Source organism: Gryllotalpicola protaetiae, assembly GCF_003627055.1.
Classification (GTDB): domain Bacteria; phylum Actinomycetota; class Actinomycetes; order Actinomycetales; family Microbacteriaceae; genus Gryllotalpicola; species Gryllotalpicola protaetiae.
The window spans coordinates 859856-878060 of sequence record NZ_CP032624.1; the positions used below are offsets into that span (position 1 = coordinate 859856).

The following is an 18205-nucleotide window of genomic DNA, read 5'->3' on the forward strand; positions in this document are numbered from 1 at the left end:
CGCAGGCGCGCACTTTGCGCTTGGGGGGTCTGCGCGGTCACGCGGCTGCCTTTCCGTTGAGTGAGTCGGCGACGGATGCCGCAAGCTCGACGAGCGCGACATCGGTGTTCCTCGCCCCGATCAGCGACAGCCCGACCGGGCCGCCGGCGAGCTGCATGAGCGGGGCTGAGAGCGCGGGGCGGCCGGTGAGCCCCCCGATGCAGGTGAGGCGCATGGTCGCGGCGCGCACCGCTTCGAGGTCGGCGGGCGGCGCGTCGGCGGGCGGCGCGGCCGACGCTGCGGCCGGCAGCAGCAGCACGCGGCCCTCTGCCTGCTCGTCGAAGCTGATGCGGAAGGCGGCGATCGCCTCGCGGGCTGTGGCCGCCTCGGCGGCCGTGATCAGCGCGGCCGCGTCGAAGCGCGCCTGGATGTCGGCGCCGAGCGCGCCCGGGTGAGCGCTGACCCACTCGCCGTGGCTGCGCCACGCTTCGTGCGCCTGGGTCACCCGGTAGAGCTCGGAGAGGTCGGCGAGGTCGCCGGGGTCGACCGCCTCGTCGACGTCGAAGCCGGCCGCGATCATCGCATCGACCGTGTGCCGGAACTGCTTGTCGAGCTCGTGAGGCAGCCCGGCCGACTGCGTGTCGACAAGAGCGAAGCGGATGTCCCCGGCGTGCTGCGGAGCGTTCGCGAGCCCCACTCGTGCGACGGTCGCGAGCGTGTCGGCGTCGCGGGTGAGCCAGCCGACCGTGTCGTAGGAGGGGGCGAGCGGCAGCACGCCGTCGACCGGCACTGCGCCGTGCGTCGTGCGCAGGCCCCACAGCCCCTGGTACGAGGCCGGCACGCGGATCGAGCCGCCGGTGTCGGTGCCGAGCCCGACGGTCGCCTCGCCGAGCGCGACGGCGGCGGCCGGACCGCTCGACGAGCCGCCGGGCAGCGCGCCGGGGACGGCGGCGTTGGGCGGGGTGCCGTACGCCGCATTGCGGCCCGCGATCGAGTACGCGAACTGGTCGGTCTGGGCGATGCCGACGACATCGGCGCCCGCGTCGAGCAGGGCGGTGACGGCGGGGGCGGTGACGGCGGCCGGGCTCTGGCCCGCCAGGTAGTCGGGCACACCCGCGCCGACCGCGGCGCCCTGCAGCTCGAAGAGGTCCTTGACCGCGACGGTCATGCCGGCGAGCGGGCCGACGCCCGTGCCCGCGAGCAGCGGCGCTCCGGTGAGGCGCCAGACGGTGGTGTCGATGGGCGTGCGGGGGGTGTCCACGCTCTGATCATCTCGCGAACCGCCGTCGAGTACGGAGTCATCGCACGCAAGTCGCCCCCGTGACGACGTCGACTCCGTAGTCGGCGCGCGGCGACTCACCACGCCGCAGGCGACAGCGAGAACTCGGCCAGCGCGCCGCGATACTCCTTGAGCGGCGGTCGGGCGTACTCGCCGCGGCGGCTCGTCGAGAGCCCGAGCGCGACAAGCGACTCGGCGAGGCGTGTCGCGGCTGCCACCCCGTCGATCACCGGGACACCAAGCTCTGCAGACACCTCCGCGCAGAAATCCGCCATGCCGGCGCAGCCGAGCACGATCACGTCGCTGCCGTCCGTGCGCAGAGCTCGCCGGCATTCGTCCGCCGTCTGGCGGCGCGCGTCCGAGCCGGGCAGCTCGAGATCGAGCACCGGGATGTCGACCGCGTGGATGCCGGAGCATGCGCCCCAGAATCCGTAGCGCTCCGCCAGCTCCTCCGCGCGACCGATCGTGCGCGGAAGAGTCGTGACGATGCTGAAGTGCCGCCCGAGCAGGGTGGCGAGGTGCATCGCCGCCTCGGCGATGCCGACCACCGGCCCCGACGCCACCTCGCGGGCGGCGTCGAGGCCAGGGTCGCCGAAGCATGCCAGCACGTAGGCGTCGACGGCGTCGGCCTCGCCACGCGCGATCTCCGCGAGAAGACCGGGCACGGCGAGCGCCTCGTCGTAGTGGCTCTCGATCGAGGCGGGGCCCATCTCGGGATTGACCGCGGTCACCGTCGTCCCAGCGGAGGCCGCGGCGAGCGCGGCCCGCCCGATGGCGGCGGTCATCGACGAGGTGGTGTTGGGGTTGATCGCGCGCAGGTGCACGGCGGCAGGCATCCGATCTGCGTAGGGAAAAGGGGGACTACTCGGCCACCAGCCCGGCGACGACCGGGATCTCAGCCGACTGCGGAGCCTCGGCGAGCGTCGGCGCGACGATCGGGTTGAGCTTCTCGGCCACCCAGTAGGCGACGAGGCCGACGGCGCAGCCGATGAACCACGAGTAGTCGCCGACCGCCGAGCCGAGGGCGGGCACGAGCACGATCGGCAGCCCGATCGCGGCACCGATCGCCGTCGCGATGATGGCGTTCGGGTTGAAGCCCTTCTTGTAGAAGTACTTGCCCCAGGGGTTCAGCGTGAACAGGTCGTCCGTGAACACCTTCTGCTTGTGCACCAGGTAGAAGTCGGCGAGCAGCACGCCGAACAGGGGGCCGATGACCGCGCCCAGGGTGTTCAGCGTGTAGTTGATCGTCGACGGGCTGTTGTACAGGTTCCACGGCGTGATGAGCACCGAGCCGACTGCGGCGATCATGCCGCCCATGCGCCAGCTGATGCGCTTCGGCGAGACATTCGAGAAGTCGAACGCGGGCGAGACGAAGTTCGCGACGATGTTGATACCGATCGTGGCGACCGTGAAGGTGAGCGCCGCGAGGATGATCGCAAACGTCGAGTCGATGCTGCCGACGGTCTCGACCGGGTCGGTGATCATCTTCCCGAACACCGGCACGGTGGCCGCGGTGGTGATGACCGTGAGGATCGAGAAGAACAGGAAGTTCACCGGCAGGCCCCAGAAATTGCCCCAGCGCACTGACGTGAACGTCTTGCCGTACCGCGAGAAGTCGCCGAAGTTGAGCAGCGGCCCCGAGAAATACGACACGGTGAGCGCGATGGCGCTGATGAACACCGCCCATTGCTTACCGGCCGACAGGTGCAGCGACGGGTTCAGGTTCCAATTGATGTGGCCGAAACCGCCGGCGCGCGACAGCAGGTAGATCGCGAGGGCGAGCATCACGACGTAGACGGCCGGGCCGGCGAAGTCGATGAAGCGGCGGATCGTGTTCATTCCGGTCCAGAACACGGCGGCCTGGGCGACCCAGAGGATGCCGTAGGTGATCCAGCCGAGGGTCGAGAGGCCGGCGAAGCCGTGCTGGTGCACGTCCGCGAGCGGAGCGAGGCTCGGCCATAGCTTGAGCGCGACGATGATGAGAGCGGCAGAGGCGAGGTAGGTCTGGATGCCGTACCAGGCCACCGCGATCAGCCCGCGGATGATCGCCGGCACGTTCGCGCCCAGCACGCCGAACACCGAGCGGCTGATGACCGGGTAGGGCACGCCCGCCTTCTGGCTCGGCTTGGCGATGAGGTTCGCGAGGAAGAACACGATGACGATGCCGACGACGAGGGCGAGCAGCACCTGCCACGCGGCGAGGCCGAGTGCGAAGAAGCTGCCGGCGGTCACGTAGCCGCCGACCGAGTGCACGTCCGACATCCAGAACGCGAAGATGTTGTACCAGGACCAGTTCTGCTTCTTCAGCGGTGCGAGGTCTTCGTTGGCGAGCCGTGGGTCGTACTCGGCTGCGACGATGCCGGCGCCCTCTGGGAGGCCGGCCGCTTCGAGCAGGTCGTGCGGCTTGGTGGGCGGTGAAGCTACTGACTCTGACATGGCGTGAGCCTTCCGGAAAGAGTGGAGCGGGGCGGGGAGCGAATGTGAAGCGATGACTTCACATGAGCGGATGCCAGAAAGCTACGGCCGCATCGCCGACGGCCCGTTTCGCTCGTGTAAAAGGTGTGTAAAGCGATGGCTTCACACTTTTCCTGCGGATTTCGCGGGACGAGCGCGGATATGGTGAGCGCGTGGACACCCCCGATCTCGCCAGCCCTGAGCGCCTTGGGGCGCGCCTGCGCGAGTTGCGCGAGCAGTCGGGGCGTTCGCTCAGATCGCTCGCCGCCGAGCTCGAGATCTCCGCGAGCGCACTGTCCCAGATCGAGCGCGGCGCGTTGCAGCCCTCCGTGAACCGGTTGCTCGCGATCATCACAGCGCTCGACGTGCCGCTCTCGGAAGCGTTCGAGGACCGGCCAGTGGCATCCGTCGCCCATGCTCCCCACGACCGGGTCGTCGTGACCCGGTCGACCGCTCGGCCCGATCCGCTCGAGCTCGGCACGGGGGTCGTCTACCGCCGCCTCTCCCCCTCGCACATGCAGGGCGTCGACTTCTTCGAGTCGACCTACCCGCCGGGAAGTTCCGGCGATGAGAAGGCGGTGCTGCACACGCACGAGGGCTACGAGGTCGGGAACGTGACGCAGGGCACGCTGACGATCCGCTTCGAAGACGAATCCGTCGAGCTGGAGCCGGGCGACTCGATCACCTACCCGAGCCGCACCCCGCACCTGATCGCCAACCCTCATGACGAGACCGCGGTCGCGGTCTGGCTGATCGTGCACCCCGAGGCGCGCTAGCCGTAATCGCCCCGCAACACACGGCGACAAGACTGTGCACATGTCGATCAAGGTCGCGCTCGAGCACTACACGAGTTACGAGTTCGCGAAGCCCGTGAACGTGGCCCCTCATGTGGTGCGCCTGCGGCCCGCGCCGCACAGCCGCACACCGATCGAGGCGTACTCGCTCGATGTGAGCCCCGCGAACCACTTCATCAACTGGCAGCAGGACCCGTTCGGCAACTGGCTCGCGCGTCTCGTCTTCCCCGAGAAGGTCAGCCACCTCGAGATCACCGTCGGCATCGTCGCCGACCTGATGGTCATCAACCCGCTCGACTTCTTCATCGAGGAGTACGCCGAGCGATTCCCCTTCGAGTACGCGCCCGCGTTGCGCGCGGATCTCGCGCCCTACCTGCGGCCGGTCGAGCAGAGCGAGGCGACGGATGCCTGGAAGGCCGCGCTCCCCCCGCTCACCGAGGGCGGCGTGCCGACCGTGCAGTTCCTCGCCGCGCTCAACACCGCGGTGTACAACGACGTGGCCTACGACATCCGTATGGAGCCGGGCGTGCAGACGCCCGACGAGACGCTCGCGCGCGGCATCGGCTCGTGCCGCGACAGCGCGTGGCTGCTGGTGTCCCTGCTGCGCAAGTACGGCCTCGCCGCCCGATTCGTCTCGGGCTACCTCGTGCAGCTCGCTGCCGACCAGGAGTCCCTCGACGGCCCGAGCGGCCCGGCGAAAGACTTCACCGACCTGCACGCCTGGGCCGAGGTGTTCATCCCCGGTGCGGGCTGGGTCGGCCTCGACCCGACCAGCGCGCTGTTCGCGGGCGAGGGGCACATCCCGCTCAGCGCCACCCCGCATCCGTCGAGCGCGGCACCGATCGAGGGCGCGACCGACCCGGTCGAGGTGACGTTCTCGTTCCACAACGAGGTGCGGCGCATCCATGAGGACCCGCGCACCACCAAGCCCTACTCCGCCGAGCAGTGGCAGCGCATCGACGCGCTCGGCGAAGCCGTCGACGAGCGCCTCGCCCGCGGCGACGTGCGCCTCACCATGGGCGGCGAGCCGACCTTCGTCGCGCTCGACGACGCGACCAGCGCCGAGTGGAACACCGACGCAGACGGCCCGCACAAGCGCGCACTCGCGAACGACCTCGCCGAGCGGCTGCGCGGCGTCTACGCCCAGGGCGGCGTCGTGCACCGCGGCCAGGGCAAGTGGTACCCGGGCGAGCCGCTGCCGCGCTGGAACATCGCGCTGCAGTGGCGCACCGACGGCGAGCCGCTGTGGGGCGACCCGGCGCTGCTTGCCGACCCGTGGGGTGAGTCGATCGATGCGGATGCTTCGGCCGAAGCCGCCGCCCTCGGCACCCGCGTCACCGAGCTCCTCGGCCTGCCGACGACCCAGCTGCTCGGCGCCTTCGAGGACCCGCTCGCGGTGCTCGCCGCCGAGCGCCGCCTGCCGTCCGGCCCGAAGCCCAAGTCCGACGACCCGCGGACGCCTGCCGAGATCGCCGCGCTCGACCTGCTCACCGACACACCCACGGCGTGGGTGCTGCCGCTGACCACCGACAACGACGAGTGGACGAGTCCGCGCTGGCGCTTCCGCCGCGGCCGCCTTGTGCTCTCCCCCGGCACGAGCCCTGCGGGCCTGCGCCTGCCGCTCGACGCGATCGCCTGGCAGGACCCCGACTACCCCGGCGAGCCGTCATACCTCGAGGCGGGCGAGCCGCTCGAGGCGAGCATCCCCCGCGTGCGCCTCGCTGACCCGGCGGGCGCAGCCACCACCGCCGTCTCCTTCGAGGCGCGCGACGGGCACGTCCACGTCTTCCTGCCGCCCACGACGACGCTCGAGGCGTACGCCTCGCTGCTGAAGGTCGTCGAGCTCGCGGCATCCGAGCTGAGAGTCCCGGTCGTGCTCGAAGGCTACGGCCCGCCGCCGGACGCGCGGCTCACCCAGCTCGTCGTGACCCCGGACCCGGGCGTCATCGAGGTGAACGTGCAACCGACCTCGAGCTGGGCCGAACAGCGCGCACTCACCTTCGAGCTGTACGAGCAGGCGCGCCAGGCGCGCCTGTCGACCGAGAAGTTCGACCTCGACGGGCTGCACACGGGCACCGGCGGCGGCAACCACATCACCATCGGCGGACCCCAGCCGATCGACTCGCCGCTGCTGCGCCGGCCCGACCTGCTGGTCAGCCTCGTGAGCTACTGGCAGCGGCATCCGTCGCTGTCCTATCTCTTCTCCGGCCGCTTCATCGGCCCGACCAGCCAGGCGCCGCGCTTCGACGAGGGGCGGCCCGAGGCGGTCTACGAGATGGAGATCGCGATCGCCGAGGTGCGCAGGATGCAGGCGCACGCCGAGCGGCTCGGGGATGAGACCCGGCCGTGGCTCGTCGACCGCGCGCTGCGCCACCTGCTCACGGACCTCACCGGCAACACGCACCGCGCCGAGTTCTGCATCGACAAGCTGTACAGCCCCGATTCGAGCCGCGGTCGGCTCGGCCTGCTCGAGCTGCGCGGCTTCGAGATGCCGCCGCACCCCGAGCTCGCGCTCGTGCAGGCGCTGCTCGTGCGCAGCCTGGTCGCGATGTTCTGGGAGAAGCCGTACGAAGAGCCGCTCGTGCGCTGGGGCACGCGGCTGCACGAAGACTTCCTGCTGCCGCAGGGCGCCGCGAACGACATCGCCGAGGTGGTCGCCGATCTGCGCGCGGCCGGCATCCCGTTCGACACCGGCTGGCTCGACCCGTTCGTCGAGTTCCGCTTCCCGCGCGTCGGGGTGACGCGCATCAGCGGCGCCGGGGAGGACATCGAGCTCGAGCTGCGCCAGGCCATCGAGCCGTGGAACGTGCTGGGCGAAGAGGCGACGAGCGGCGGCACCGCACGCTACGTCGACTCGTCGATCGAGCGCATGCAGGTGCGGGTGCGCGGCCTCGACCCCGCGCGCCACCTCGTCGCGGTCGGCGGCGCGGCCCTGCCGCTCACGGCCTCGGGGCGACCCGGTGAGTACTATGCGGGGGTGCGTTACCGTGCGTGGCAGCCGTGGTCCGCGCTGCATCCGTCGATCGCGGTGCACGCGCCGCTCACCTTCGATGTGATCGATGCGGACGCCTCGGCCGCCCTCGGCGGCGCGACGTACCACGTGGTCCACCCCGGCGGCCGCAACTACGAGCGCCCGCCGATCAACGCGAACGAGGCAGAGGCGCGCCGCGCGAGCCGCTTCGAGCCGCGCGGCCACACGGCCGGCCGCATCGACGTCGCGCAGCTGCGCGAGGCCGGTCTGCGCGCCGCGACCGCGGACTACCCGCACACCCTCGACCTGCGGCGGGCCGTCGCCGAGTGAGCGTCCTGCGCGACTACGCCGCGGCGCTCACGCAGCCGACCCTGCCCTTCGCACCTGGCGGGCAGTCTGTGGCGCGCTTCGACGAGGTCATCGACCCCGACGGATCGCTGCGGGCACCCTGGAAGCGCCTCGCCGATGCCGCTGTCGAGCTGACGCCGGAGGCGCTCGGCCGCGTCGAGGACGAGATCGCGCGCTTCATCGCCGATGACGGCGTGCAGTACGCCGGCGCGGGCGAGAGCCCGCGGGCATGGCAGCTCGACCCGGTGCCGCTCGTCATCGACGCGCCTGCCTGGGCGAGGCTCGAGGTGGGTCTCGCGCAGCGCGCGGAGCTGCTGAACGCCCTGCTGGTCGATCTCTACGGCGAGCGGCGGATGCTGGCAGAGGGCCTCGTCCCCGCCGCGGCCGTGTTCGGCCACGGCGGCTACACGCGTGCCGCGGCCTCGGGCCGGCCGGAGGCCGCCGACAAGCGGCCACTGCTCATCGCCGGAACGGACCTCGGCCGCGACGCGAAGGGCGAGTGGCGGGTCATCGGCGACCGCGTGCAGGCCCCGTCCGGCCTCGGCTACGCGGTCGAGAACCGCCGCGTCATCTCGCGGGTGCTGCCCGAGCTGTACCGCGAGGCCGAGCTGCACCGGCTCGAGCCGTACTACACGGCGCTGCGCGAAACGTTGCTCAACGCCGCGCCGTCGGGCTCCGACGAGCCGCTCGTCGTCGTGCTGTCGCCTGGCACCCACTCGGAGACGGCGTACGACCAGGCATCCCTCGCCAATCTCCTCGGGTTCCCGCTCGTGCAGGGCGACGACCTCGTCGTGCGCGACGGCGCGGTGTGGGTCAAGCCGGCCGGTTGGCCGCGTGCGTCGCCGAGCGAGCGCGTCGACGTGATCCTGCGGCGCGTGGACCCCGACTGGTGCGACCCGCTCGAGCTGCGCGGCGACTCGCAACTCGGCGTCGCCGGGCTCGTCGAGGCGGTGCGGCGCGGAAGCGTGCGGCTCATCAACGGGCTCGGCGCCGGGGTCCTCGAGAACCCGGCCCTGCACGCGTTTATGCCGGCCGTGTGCGAGGCGCTGCTCGGCGAGCAGCTGCGGCTGCCGTCGGCATCGGCGTGGTGGGGCGGTGACCCCGACGCGCTCGAGAGCGTGCTCACGCGCCTCGACGACGGCGACGAGACCCTCGGCCTGCGCCGGCTCGACGGCTCGCGCACGACCGCCCGCACCCCGGGTCGCAGGGCCGCCCTGCTGCGCGCCGACCCGTGCGGGCACGTCGTGATCGAGCGGCTGCCGCTGTCGCAGGGCCCGGTCTGGTCTGGCGCCGCCGGCGACGAGGCCACCCCGCAGCCGCTCGTGCTGCGCACCTTCACCGTCGACTACCACTCGGCGTACCGGCCTCTGTTCGGCGGTATCGCGACCGTCTCTGGCCGGGCGGCTGCGAACCTGATCAGCAAAGACGTGTGGGTGCTCAAGGCCGACGCGGAGGACTCCGACCAGGGGCTCGCCGCCGTCGCGCCGCTTCCGGTCGTGGCATCCGTGCCCGTACCAGCGCCGCGCGCACTCGATGACATGTTCTGGGCCGGTCGCTACGCCGAGCGCACCGAGGACCTGCTGCGCATCGTGCTCGAGGCGCACGTGCGCCTCACCCCGCCGAGCCCGCTCGAGCCCGCCGTCGCGGGCGTCGGCGCGGCCGAGCTGATGAGCGCGCTGCAGCGCCTCACCGGCCACTGGTGGGACGGACCGGAGGACGAGCTGCGGTCTGTCCTGCTCGACGCCGAGCGACCGGGAAGCGCGACGCATTCGCTCGGCCGCATGCGCGGCGCGCTCGAGGGTGTGCGCGACCAGCTCTCCGGCGACACGTGGCGCCTGTTCGGCTCGTCGGAGCGCGCGCTGCGCGCCTTGCGCGGCGGCCGCCGCAGTCGCCAGATCGCCGAGACCGCCGAGCAACTGCTCACCGGCATCCTCGCGTTCCAGGGCGTCACCGCGAGCATGATGCGCGACAGCGCCTGGCACGCGATCGAGGCCGGCCGCTATCTCGAGCGCGCACTGCAGCTGTGCTCGCTGCTCGGCTCCGCTCTCGCGCCCGCGACGGCCCATGAGCTCGACCGGTCCGTGCTCGAGGCGGTGCTCACGGCGGCCGAGAGCTCGGTCACCTACCGCCGCCGGTATCGCGGTCGCGCCCGCACGCAGGGCGTGCTCGAGCTGCTGCTCGCCGAGCCCGACAACCCGCGTTCTCTGCTGTTCGCGCTCGCGAGGCTCCGCTTCCACCTCCAGGGTCTGCCGCTGTCGACGGGCTCGACCCGGCCCGAGCGGCTCGTCGACGAGCTGCGCGCTGCGGTCGAGGCCCAGAGCGTCGGTGAGCTCGTCGCGGCGCAGGGCGACGGCAGGCATGCGCTCGACGGATTCCTGGCAGAGGCATCCGTTCAGCTCACGCAGATCTCCGACGCGATCACCGCACTCCACCTGACGGGCGGCCCGCCGCGCCTGCCGCTCGCCGCGCGCACCTTCGTCGAGGTGATGGGGTGAGCATGAGATACCGCGTCTCGCACCGCACCGAGTACTCCTACGACGACGAGGTCAGCGACAGCCTCGGCATCGCGCATCTCGTGCCCCGGCAGCTGCCCTGGCAGGAGGTGCACTCCGCGACGGTGATGGTCGACCCGCTGCCCGACGATGTCAGCGTGCAGCTCGACTACTTCGGCAACACGCTCAGCTATTTCCACGTCACCGACGGGCACGAGAAGCTCATCGTCGAGGCGGTCAGCGACATCACGACGATGACCCCGTGGTACGACCAGGCGGCGCTCGAGGAGCCGTGGGAGCTCGCGCGGCCGCTCGCCGAGCCCGGCGCTCCGGGCGCGTGGGCCGCGACCGAGTTCGCCCTCGAGTCGCCGGGGGCGAAGCACGTCGGCGCCGCGCGCGACTACGCGGCGCGCTCGCTCGCCCGTGGCCGCCCGCTCGGCGATGCGGTGGCGGAGCTCATGTCGCGCATCCATGCCGACTTCGACTACGACCCGACCGCGACGACCGTGACGAGCACCGTCGCGGACACGCTGAAGAAGCGGGCGGGCGTCTGCCAGGACTTCGCGCACCTCGCCCTCGCCTGCCTGCGCAGCCATGGGCTCGCAGCCCGCTACGTGAGCGGCTATCTCGCGACGGACCCGCCGCCCGGCAAGCCGCGCGTGGTCGGGGCGGATGCCTCGCACGCCTGGCTCGCCGTCTGGGTCCCCGGCTCCGGCGATTGGCTCGCCGTCGACCCGACGAACGACCAGCGCGCCGGCGAGCGCTACGTCACGGTCGCGTGGGGCCGCGACTACGGCGACGTCGCACCGCTCAAGGGCGTCATCTTCACCGAGGCCACGAAGTCGACCCTGCGTGTCGCGGTCGATGTGGCGCCGCGCGGGTAACGGGCAGGCATGAGGTCCTTCTCCTGCCGGGTGTGCGGCAGCCCCCTGTACTTCGAGAACTCGGTGTGCGTCTCGTGCGGCACCGCGCTCGCCTACTCGCGCGCCGAGCACGACATCGTGCCGCTCGACGAGACCGGCACGTATGCGGATGCGGCCGGATTCCTGTGGCACGTGTGCGCCAACCTCAACCTCTCGGGCTGCACGTGGCTGACTGCGACGCCGGGCGGGCTGTGCTTCAGCTGCGGGCTCACCCGCACGCGCCCCAACGACGCCGACGTCGAGGGGGTCGCCGAGCTCCCGATCGCCGAGCGCGCCAAGCGCCAGCTCATCGTCGAGCTCGACCGGCTCGGCTTCCCGCTGATCAGCCGCGATGAGGACCCCGCGCGTGGGCTGTCGTTCGATCTGCTGTCGAGCAGCGACACGGCGGTCGTGACGGGCCACGACTCGGGAGTCGTCACGATCGACCTCGCCGAGGGCGACGCCGCGCACCGCGAGCACGTGCGCGACTCGCTCGACGAGGCCTATCGCACGATGCTCGGCCATTTCCGGCACGAGGTCGGCCACTACTTCGACTGGCTGCTCGTCGACGATGCCCGCCGCGGCGAGTACCGCCGCCTGTTCGGCGACGAGACCGCCGACTACCAGGCGTCGATCGACCGGCACTACGCGTCGGGGGCGCCGGAGGGCTGGGGCGACTCGTTCATCTCGGCCTACGCCACGATGCACCCGTTCGAGGATTTCGCCGAGACCTGGGCGCACTACCTGCACATCTGCGACACCGTCGAGACCGCCGCGGCCTACGGCCTGATCTCCGTGGACCCGATCGACTGGCAGATGCCGTTCCGGCAGCTCGTGACGGATGTCTGGGTGCCGCTGTCGACCGCACTCAACATGATCAACCGCTCGATGGGCAAGGACGACCTGTACCCGTTCGTCATCGCCGCCCCCGTGCTCGACAAGCTCGAGTTCGTGGCGTCGCTGCGGCCGCCGAGGAGCGCGCCGTGACAGGCATCCGCCTCGTCGCCGGGTGCGGACCTTGGGATCGCCGGCCGTGAGAAGCCCGCGTTTCGGGCGTGCCGGATGCCTGCCCGTCGTAGCCTGAGACGGTGAACTGGATCGACCGCTTCTTCCCGAGGACGCCGGCGTCGACCGGCCCTGCGGTCGGCATCGGCATGCTCGTCGCGGTCGTGAGCGACGCGAACCAGGCGGATGCCTGGGACGACGACCCCGTCGGGGTGGTCATCGCCCCCGGCAACAAGGAGATCGCGCCCTACCCCGGCCTGCAGCTGCCCCGCTACTGGACGGTTGCCTTCGAGCACCCCAGCTACACGGGCGACGGGCGCGGCCCGTTCGAGCAGGCGACGTTCCCCGAGTACCGCCTGCGCGTCCTCGACCCGAACCCGTCCTAGTCACGCCGCGATCGCGTCGAGGGGTGCGAAACGCACGCCCGACCCCGGTCCGGGCGTACTTTTCGCACCCCTCGGGCGCAGTCGGCGAGGCTCAGCGCGCGGCGAGCAGCGCGAGCACCTCGTCGGTGGTGGCGAGCTCGCCGAGCTTCGGGAACTGGTGCTCGATCGACGCCTTGTGCGCCTCGGCCGAGGTGTCGGTCATCGCATCTGTGACGAACGCCACGTGGTAACCGAGCTCGTACGCCGAGCGCGCCGTCGACTCGACCCCGGAGGTGGTCGAGACGCCGGTCAGCACGATCTGGGTCGCCCCGACCGCCTTGAGCTTCGCGTCGAGGTCTGTCGAAAGGAACGCGCCGAGGGTCTTCTTCGTGACCGTGATGTCGCCCGGCTGCTGGTTCAGCTCGGGCACGAGCGCGGTCGCCTCGGCCGGCAGTGTGCGCGACCCACCCGCCTTGTTGCGCTCCGTGCGGCCGGGAGCGGTGCCATCGACGTTCACCAGCGCGACGGGCAGCCCCTTGGCGCGGAACGCCTCGGCGAGTCTCGCCGAGTTCGCAACGACGTCCTCCATGGGGTGTGCGCCCTGCAGGCCCACGACGCCGGTCTGCAGATCGATCACGACGAGCGCCGGGGTCTGTTCGAGTTCGATGGTCATGCGTTCTCCTTTTCAGGGGTGGTGGATGCTGCGGGAAGAACCGTCTTCTCGCTGTCGACCGCGACGCCCGTGCCGCGGAACGCGGAGGCGGCGGCCGACACGAGCGAGATGCCGGCCGAGACCGCGAACACGACGACGAGCCCGTCGTGGAACGGCCCGGAGATGAGGTTCGGGAAGAAGGTGTGCCCGGTGAGCACGGCCTGCGCGTGCGCGGGCAGCCCGGCGAGCACGTGGTAGCTCTCGAGCAGGTACTGCACAGGGTTCGTGCCGAGCATCGCCGCGAACAGCGACGACACGGGCGGCAAGCCGCCGATCTTCTCCGCGATCGCCTGCGGCACGCCGTGGGCGGCGAGTCCGGCGGTCATCGTGTGCGGCAGGGTCGCGGCGAGCCCCGAGATCATCAGCGAGAAGAACACGCCGATCGACAGCGAGGTGCCGGAGTTCTGGAAGGTCGCGCGCATGCCGCTCGCCACGCCGCGGTACCGCGCCGGTACCGCGCTCATGATCGCCGCCGAGTTCGGCGCCGAGTACATGCCCATGCCGATGCCGTTGAGCGCGAGCAGGGCGGCGAACAGCCAGTACGGGAAGTCGACAGGCAGGAAGATCAGCCCGACGAACGACAGTCCGAACAGCACCATCCCGCCCGTCGCGAACAGGCGGGCGCCGAAGCGGTCCGAAAGCGCGCCCGAGAGCGGCCCGGAGACCAGGAATCCGCAGGTCAACGGCAGCATCAGGATGCCCGCCCACAGCGGCGTCGACGCATACGAGTACCCGTGCAGCGGCAGCCAGATGCCCTGCAGCCAGATGACGAGCATGAACTGCAGGCCGCCCTGCGCGAGCGACCCGCCGAAGCGGGTGATGTTCCCGAACGCGAACGCGCGGATCTTGAACAGCCGCAGCTCGAACATCGGGTCGGTGACGCGCAGCTCGATCCCCACGAACGCCGCGAGCAGCAGCACCCCGCCGATGAGGCCGGCGAGCACCCACGGGTTGGTCCAGCCCATGGCGTGGCCGCCGTACGGCTGCAGCCCGAAAGTGATCGCGACGAGCACGGCCGACAGGCCGACGGCGAAGGTCCCGTTGCCCCACCAGTCCATGCGAGACGGATGCCTCTCGCCGTTGTCGCGCAGCATGAAGTACGCCCACAGGGTGCCGACGATGCCGACGGGCACGTTGACCCAGAAGACGCTGCGCCAGTCCCACGCGGCGAGCAGGCCGCCCGCCGTCAGGCCGATGAACATGCCCGCGAGCCCGGCCACCTGGTTGATTCCGAGGGCGAAGCCCCTGCGCTCTTTCGGGAAGGCATCCGTCAGGATCGCCTGCGAATTCGCGGTCAGCATCGAGCCGCCGAACGCCTGCAGCAGTCGCCACCCGATCAGCCACAATGCGGCCGTCCCGCCGCGGAACGGGTCGAACGACAGCAGCACGCTCGCGATCGTGAACACGAGGAACCCGGCGTTGTAGATACGCACACGCCCGTACATGTCGCCGAACTTGCCGACCGCGACGACGAGCACCGACTGCACGAGGCGGTAGCCCATGATCATCCAGAGCAGGAACGCGATGTTCGACGGCGCGAGCGGGTCGAGGTGAATGCCTCGGAAGATCGCGGGCAGCGAGATGAGCACGATCGAGCCGTCGAGGCTCGACATGAACACCGCCATGGTGGTGTTGGTGAGGGCGACCCAGCGGTACCGGTCAGAGCTGGCGCTCACAGCCCTTCCGCCAGCCGTTCGAGCAGCGGCGCGGCCGCCCCGAGGGTCGCGAGCTCGTCGTCGTCGAAGCGCTCGGCGAGCACGTGCGCGAGGGCGTGCGTGCGCGAGTCCCGTCGCGCGTCGAGCAGCTCGCGGCCGGCATCCGTCGCGCGCAGCAGAATGCGCCGGCCATCGTCGGCGTCCTTCTCGCGCTCGACCAGGCTGCGCGCCTCGAGCGCGGCGATCGTCGCGCCCATCGCCTGGGGCGAGATGCCCTCGAGCCGGGCGACGGCTGCCGAGGTGGTCTCGCCCGCGCGCTTGATGCGCAGCAGCGCGCTGATCTCCGCAGCGCTCAACCCGCCTGCGGGATTCGCCTTGCGAGCGGCGGCGACGAAGACGGTGATGCTCGCCATCAGCTCGACCGCGAGCTCCTCGGTGCGATCCGCCTCACTCATATTCATAAGCCTAGGTTTATAAATCCAGGCTTACAAATTGACGACGGCTCAGAGAGGCTCGACCCTCGCGAGCACAGCCCGCTCGGCTCCCGCCGCACGATCGCCCACCGGGCGAACGCCCTCAGCGGCGAGCGCTAGCGGGAACCCGGCGGACTGCCAGTACAGGTTCGAGATCTCCGGAGTGAGTATCTGGCTGTGCGCGCCCATGAGCTTCGCGGTCCACCACGTGCCCTTTCCACTCGGCGGCACGACGACGGCGCTGCCGTCGATGCTGTAGACCGCGCCGCGCTCGAGGGCGTAGTCGATCTCCAGCGTGCCGTGCGGCACCTCGCGCCGTTGCGCGTCGAAGCCGTTGAGCTTGCCGCTCACGCCGCGGAAGCCGAGCGCGCCGAAGCGGTGCCGCCCGTAGCCGCCCCACAGCGGCTCGCGGTTCGGCGACCACCAGAACAGCGACCGTGTCGACTCGGCGAACGGGTACCAGACCGACAGCGCGCGGTCGTGCGCCGAACTCGAGCCCACGACGACGCCCGTGACGTGGTCGATCGCGTTCTCGACCGCCTCCGTCGCCTTCGACTTCGCCCGCCCCGACTCGATCGGGTCGGCGAAGGACCACGTCGACATCGCCCCCTCGATCAGGAACAGCGAGTCGGCCATGACTCCCTCTTGCGCGATGGCATTCGAGGTGACGATCGCCCCGAAGCTGTGCCCCATCACGTGGATCCGCGCCTCGGGGTAGTTCGCGGTCATCTCCTTCAGGATCGGCGCGAGCCCGTTCTTGCCGATGCGGAACGCCCTGTCCTTCATCCGATAGAACGACAGGAACGGCAGCTTCTTCTCGAGCCACCACCCGGCGTAGTGCACGGCCCGCGTCACTCGGTAGCCCGTGTCGCGCGGGTCGCTCGGCCAGTGCACGCAGATCACCATGCCGTGGTAGTCCGGAGCCAGCCGGTGCAGCGGCCGCTGCCCGATGGCGAGCTCGACCCAGCGCGCATAGTCGGCGATCGCATTGTCGGTCGAGGTCAGCCACCCGTGGCTGATGACGAACACATCGGTGTACGGATGCCCGGCAGCACGCCCCTCCGCCAGCCGCTGCAGGATCGCCTGCGGCGCATCGGAGCTCGCCGTCCGCTCCCCCTCGCCGTCCACCATGCGCTCCGACCTGATGCTGTGGCGCTGGACCGCATGGCCTTTCGGCCCGAAGGTGAGCAGGTAGACCTCAGGCTTGGGCAACTCGTCGCCGGCGGGCATGGGGATGTCGATGGGTGCCATGCCGCGACGGTAGGAGCCGCCGCCCGGCGGGCAAATACGCGGTTCGGCGTAGCGAGTCGCGATGCGCTTCCCGGCGCATAAAGAGATCGACCCGCCCCGCTCAACGCCGGCGTTCCCGAATCGCCGGCGGAGCGGGGCGGGTCTGCACTGAGGGCGCCCAACCCCTTGTCACGTTCCTCAGTGGTTCGTGTGCCAGTGGTCGTAACTCAACTGGCAGTCGCAGCCGACGCGGATCCAATCGCCGGTGCGCTCGCTCATGAAGATCTCGGCGTGCGCCGTGCTCACGTACGGCTGCAGCGCAAGCGGAGAACGTCGCCGCGGGCCATGAGCAAGCCCGAGGCGCTGAAGAAGCTGGTCCCACGCAGTGGGGCTCGGAACGATGATCGTACCGGCCATGACCTTCCACCCTTCGCATCGATACACGACAACTGTCAGGAACTTTATCGGACACTTGTCGCGTTGTCTATAGGACAAGTGTCGCGAAATTCAGATTTTCTGGGAGTAGGGTGGCGCATCATGGACGCTCGCTCTCGCCGCTCCCGGAGCGCCTTGATCGACGCGGTCTATCGGCTGTGCGTCGAGAAGGGCATCGACCATCTGACCGTCACCGACGTGGCGGCCGAGGCCGGCGTGAGCCGAGACACCTTCTACCGGCACTCGGCGGACCCCGTGGAGCTGCTCTGCGCCGCCCTGCAGGAGGAGCTGACCGACTCGGTCTCCGCGTACCTCGCGATGCCCGTGATCGGCGATGACGAGGACAGCGTCTTCCTCGCACCGGCCGCCGCCGTGATGGACCACATGCGCAACCACACCGCGATCTATCGCCAGGCCCCAGGCAGCAAGAGCGGCGCCCGTCTCACCGCCATCATCGAGGCGGCCGCACGCCAGGTCATCGAGACCCACCTCGACAACCACCCTGAGATCGTTCCGGACGCCTTGCAGCCGATGACCGACGTCGTCAGGCAGATGTCGCTCGCCTATGCGTCATCGGGCGCGACGGCGGCGTTCTTCTCCTGGATCAACGGCGACGACCTGACCGACGTGCGCCATTACGCGCAGGTCGTGCTGCTCTCCGGCCCGGAATGGTGGCTGGGCCTGCCCGAACCGGTCGCCGTGCCGCACCCCCGCGAGGCGCACTCGTAGAGTGCGTGGAGCGCCCCGCACCCATCCCGGCTTTCCGAGGGCCCGAAGGTGCGGGACGCTCGAGGCGGTGCCCCCAACCCGGAGCGCCCTGCGAGCAGCTTCGCTGCGGCGCCAACCCCTGGCGCACTTCGACGTCTACCGGTCCCCTTGGGCCGCCTCAACGAACACAAAGCTATGGCCCAGGAGTCCTTCGCGCCATCCCGTTGACAACGTCGCACGTCGACGAGTAGGCGCTGCTCAGCGAAGCTAGAACGACTGCCCATTCGCGTACCGGACATCCGGAGCCGACTGCGGGCCACGATCCCGCCGCCTCCGAATTACAAGTTCGGCGCTCTACCCGATGAGCTAAGTCGGCATCGGCCCAAGGGCCGCAGTTCAGTTT

Annotated in this window: 15 protein-coding genes and 1 tRNA gene; 7 read left to right on the forward strand and 9 right to left on the reverse strand. The window is 70.6% G+C overall.

The features are described from left to right. Nucleotides 1-37 precede the first annotated feature (37 nt). The 3 genes from D7I44_RS04310 to D7I44_RS04320 all read right to left on the reverse strand — a co-directional run bounded on the left by D7I44_RS04310 (nt 38) and on the right by D7I44_RS04320 (nt 3694). Nucleotides 38-1240, reverse strand: coding sequence for an amidase family protein (locus D7I44_RS04310; protein ID WP_120788352.1), 1203 nt, complete (start codon nt 1238-1240; stop codon nt 38-40). A 95-nt stretch (nt 1241-1335) separates the two neighbouring features. Beyond that, nucleotides 1336-2094, reverse strand: a complete 759-nt coding sequence (locus D7I44_RS04315; RefSeq protein WP_181445599.1) for an aspartate/glutamate racemase family protein — start codon at nt 2092-2094, stop codon at nt 1336-1338. A gap of 25 nt (nt 2095-2119) precedes the next feature. Continuing rightward, entirely contained in the window at nt 2120-3694 is a 1575-nt protein-coding gene (locus D7I44_RS04320) for an NCS1 family nucleobase:cation symporter-1 (protein ID WP_120788354.1), read from the reverse strand. Nucleotides 3695-3885: 191 nt separating this feature from the next. Between D7I44_RS04320 and D7I44_RS04325 the strand changes: the two genes are divergently transcribed. The 6 genes from D7I44_RS04325 (at nt 3886) to D7I44_RS04350 (ending at nt 12610) form a co-directional block, all read left to right on the forward strand. Next, the gene (locus tag D7I44_RS04325; protein WP_120788355.1) at nt 3886-4488 is read left to right on the forward strand and encodes a helix-turn-helix domain-containing protein; all 603 of its coding nucleotides are present in this window, start codon (nt 3886-3888) and stop codon (nt 4486-4488) included. A 40-nt stretch (nt 4489-4528) separates the two neighbouring features. Next, nucleotides 4529-7807 carry a transglutaminase family protein gene (locus D7I44_RS04330; RefSeq protein ID WP_120788356.1) on the forward strand — a complete coding sequence of 1093 codons (3279 nt, stop codon included), beginning with the start codon at nt 4529-4531 and terminating at the stop codon, nt 7805-7807. Beyond that, nucleotides 7804-10320 (forward strand): circularly permuted type 2 ATP-grasp protein, encoded by a 2517-nt coding sequence (locus D7I44_RS04335; RefSeq protein ID WP_120788357.1) that lies wholly within the window; start codon nt 7804-7806, stop codon nt 10318-10320. Before D7I44_RS04330 ends, D7I44_RS04335 begins: the two co-directional genes overlap by 4 nt. Nucleotides 10321-10322: 2 nt before the next feature. Further along, the gene (locus D7I44_RS04340; RefSeq protein WP_120788358.1) at nt 10323-11201 is read left to right on the forward strand and encodes a transglutaminase family protein; all 879 of its coding nucleotides are present in this window, start codon (nt 10323-10325) and stop codon (nt 11199-11201) included. Nucleotides 11202-11210: 9 nt separating this feature from the next. Further along, the gene (locus tag D7I44_RS04345; protein WP_120788359.1) at nt 11211-12206 is read left to right on the forward strand and encodes a zinc-binding metallopeptidase family protein; all 996 of its coding nucleotides are present in this window, start codon (nt 11211-11213) and stop codon (nt 12204-12206) included. 101 nt (nt 12207-12307) lie between these two features. Beyond that, nucleotides 12308-12610: a hypothetical protein gene (locus D7I44_RS04350; protein ID WP_120788360.1), complete on the forward strand. Its 303-nt coding sequence runs from the start codon at nt 12308-12310 to the stop codon at nt 12608-12610. Nucleotides 12611-12701: 91 nt separating this feature from the next. Here the strand turns inward: D7I44_RS04350 and D7I44_RS04355 are convergent, their stop codons facing one another. The 5 genes from D7I44_RS04355 to D7I44_RS18040 form a co-directional block, all read right to left on the reverse strand. Continuing rightward, a complete protein-coding gene (locus D7I44_RS04355; protein ID WP_120788361.1) occupies nt 12702-13262 on the reverse strand; it encodes an isochorismatase family protein in 561 nt (186 codons plus the stop codon). Next, nucleotides 13259-14977 carry an MFS transporter gene (locus tag D7I44_RS04360; RefSeq protein WP_245980004.1) on the reverse strand — a complete coding sequence of 573 codons (1719 nt, stop codon included), beginning with the start codon at nt 14975-14977 and terminating at the stop codon, nt 13259-13261. The genes D7I44_RS04355 and D7I44_RS04360 overlap by 4 nt, the downstream gene beginning before the upstream one ends. Continuing rightward, nucleotides 14974-15411 (reverse strand): MarR family winged helix-turn-helix transcriptional regulator, encoded by a 438-nt coding sequence (locus D7I44_RS04365; protein WP_120788362.1) that lies wholly within the window; start codon nt 15409-15411, stop codon nt 14974-14976. The genes D7I44_RS04360 and D7I44_RS04365 overlap by 4 nt, the downstream gene beginning before the upstream one ends. A 48-nt stretch (nt 15412-15459) precedes the next feature. Then, nucleotides 15460-16680, reverse strand: a complete 1221-nt coding sequence (locus tag D7I44_RS04370; protein ID WP_120788363.1) for an alpha/beta hydrolase — start codon at nt 16678-16680, stop codon at nt 15460-15462. Nucleotides 16681-16857: 177 nt separating this feature from the next. Then, nucleotides 16858-17076, reverse strand: coding sequence for a hypothetical protein (locus D7I44_RS18040; RefSeq protein WP_162940048.1), 219 nt, complete (start codon nt 17074-17076; stop codon nt 16858-16860). A gap of 120 nt (nt 17077-17196) precedes the next feature. Here D7I44_RS18040 and D7I44_RS04375 point away from each other — a divergent pair, with 120 nt between their 5' ends. Beyond that, nucleotides 17197-17823, forward strand: coding sequence for a TetR/AcrR family transcriptional regulator (locus D7I44_RS04375; protein ID WP_162940049.1), 627 nt, complete (start codon nt 17197-17199; stop codon nt 17821-17823). Nucleotides 17824-18105: 282 nt separating this feature from the next. Here D7I44_RS04375 and D7I44_RS04380 read toward each other — a convergent pair. After that, a tRNA-Thr gene (locus tag D7I44_RS04380) sits at nt 18106-18178 on the reverse strand. Nucleotides 18179-18205 lie beyond the last annotated feature (27 nt).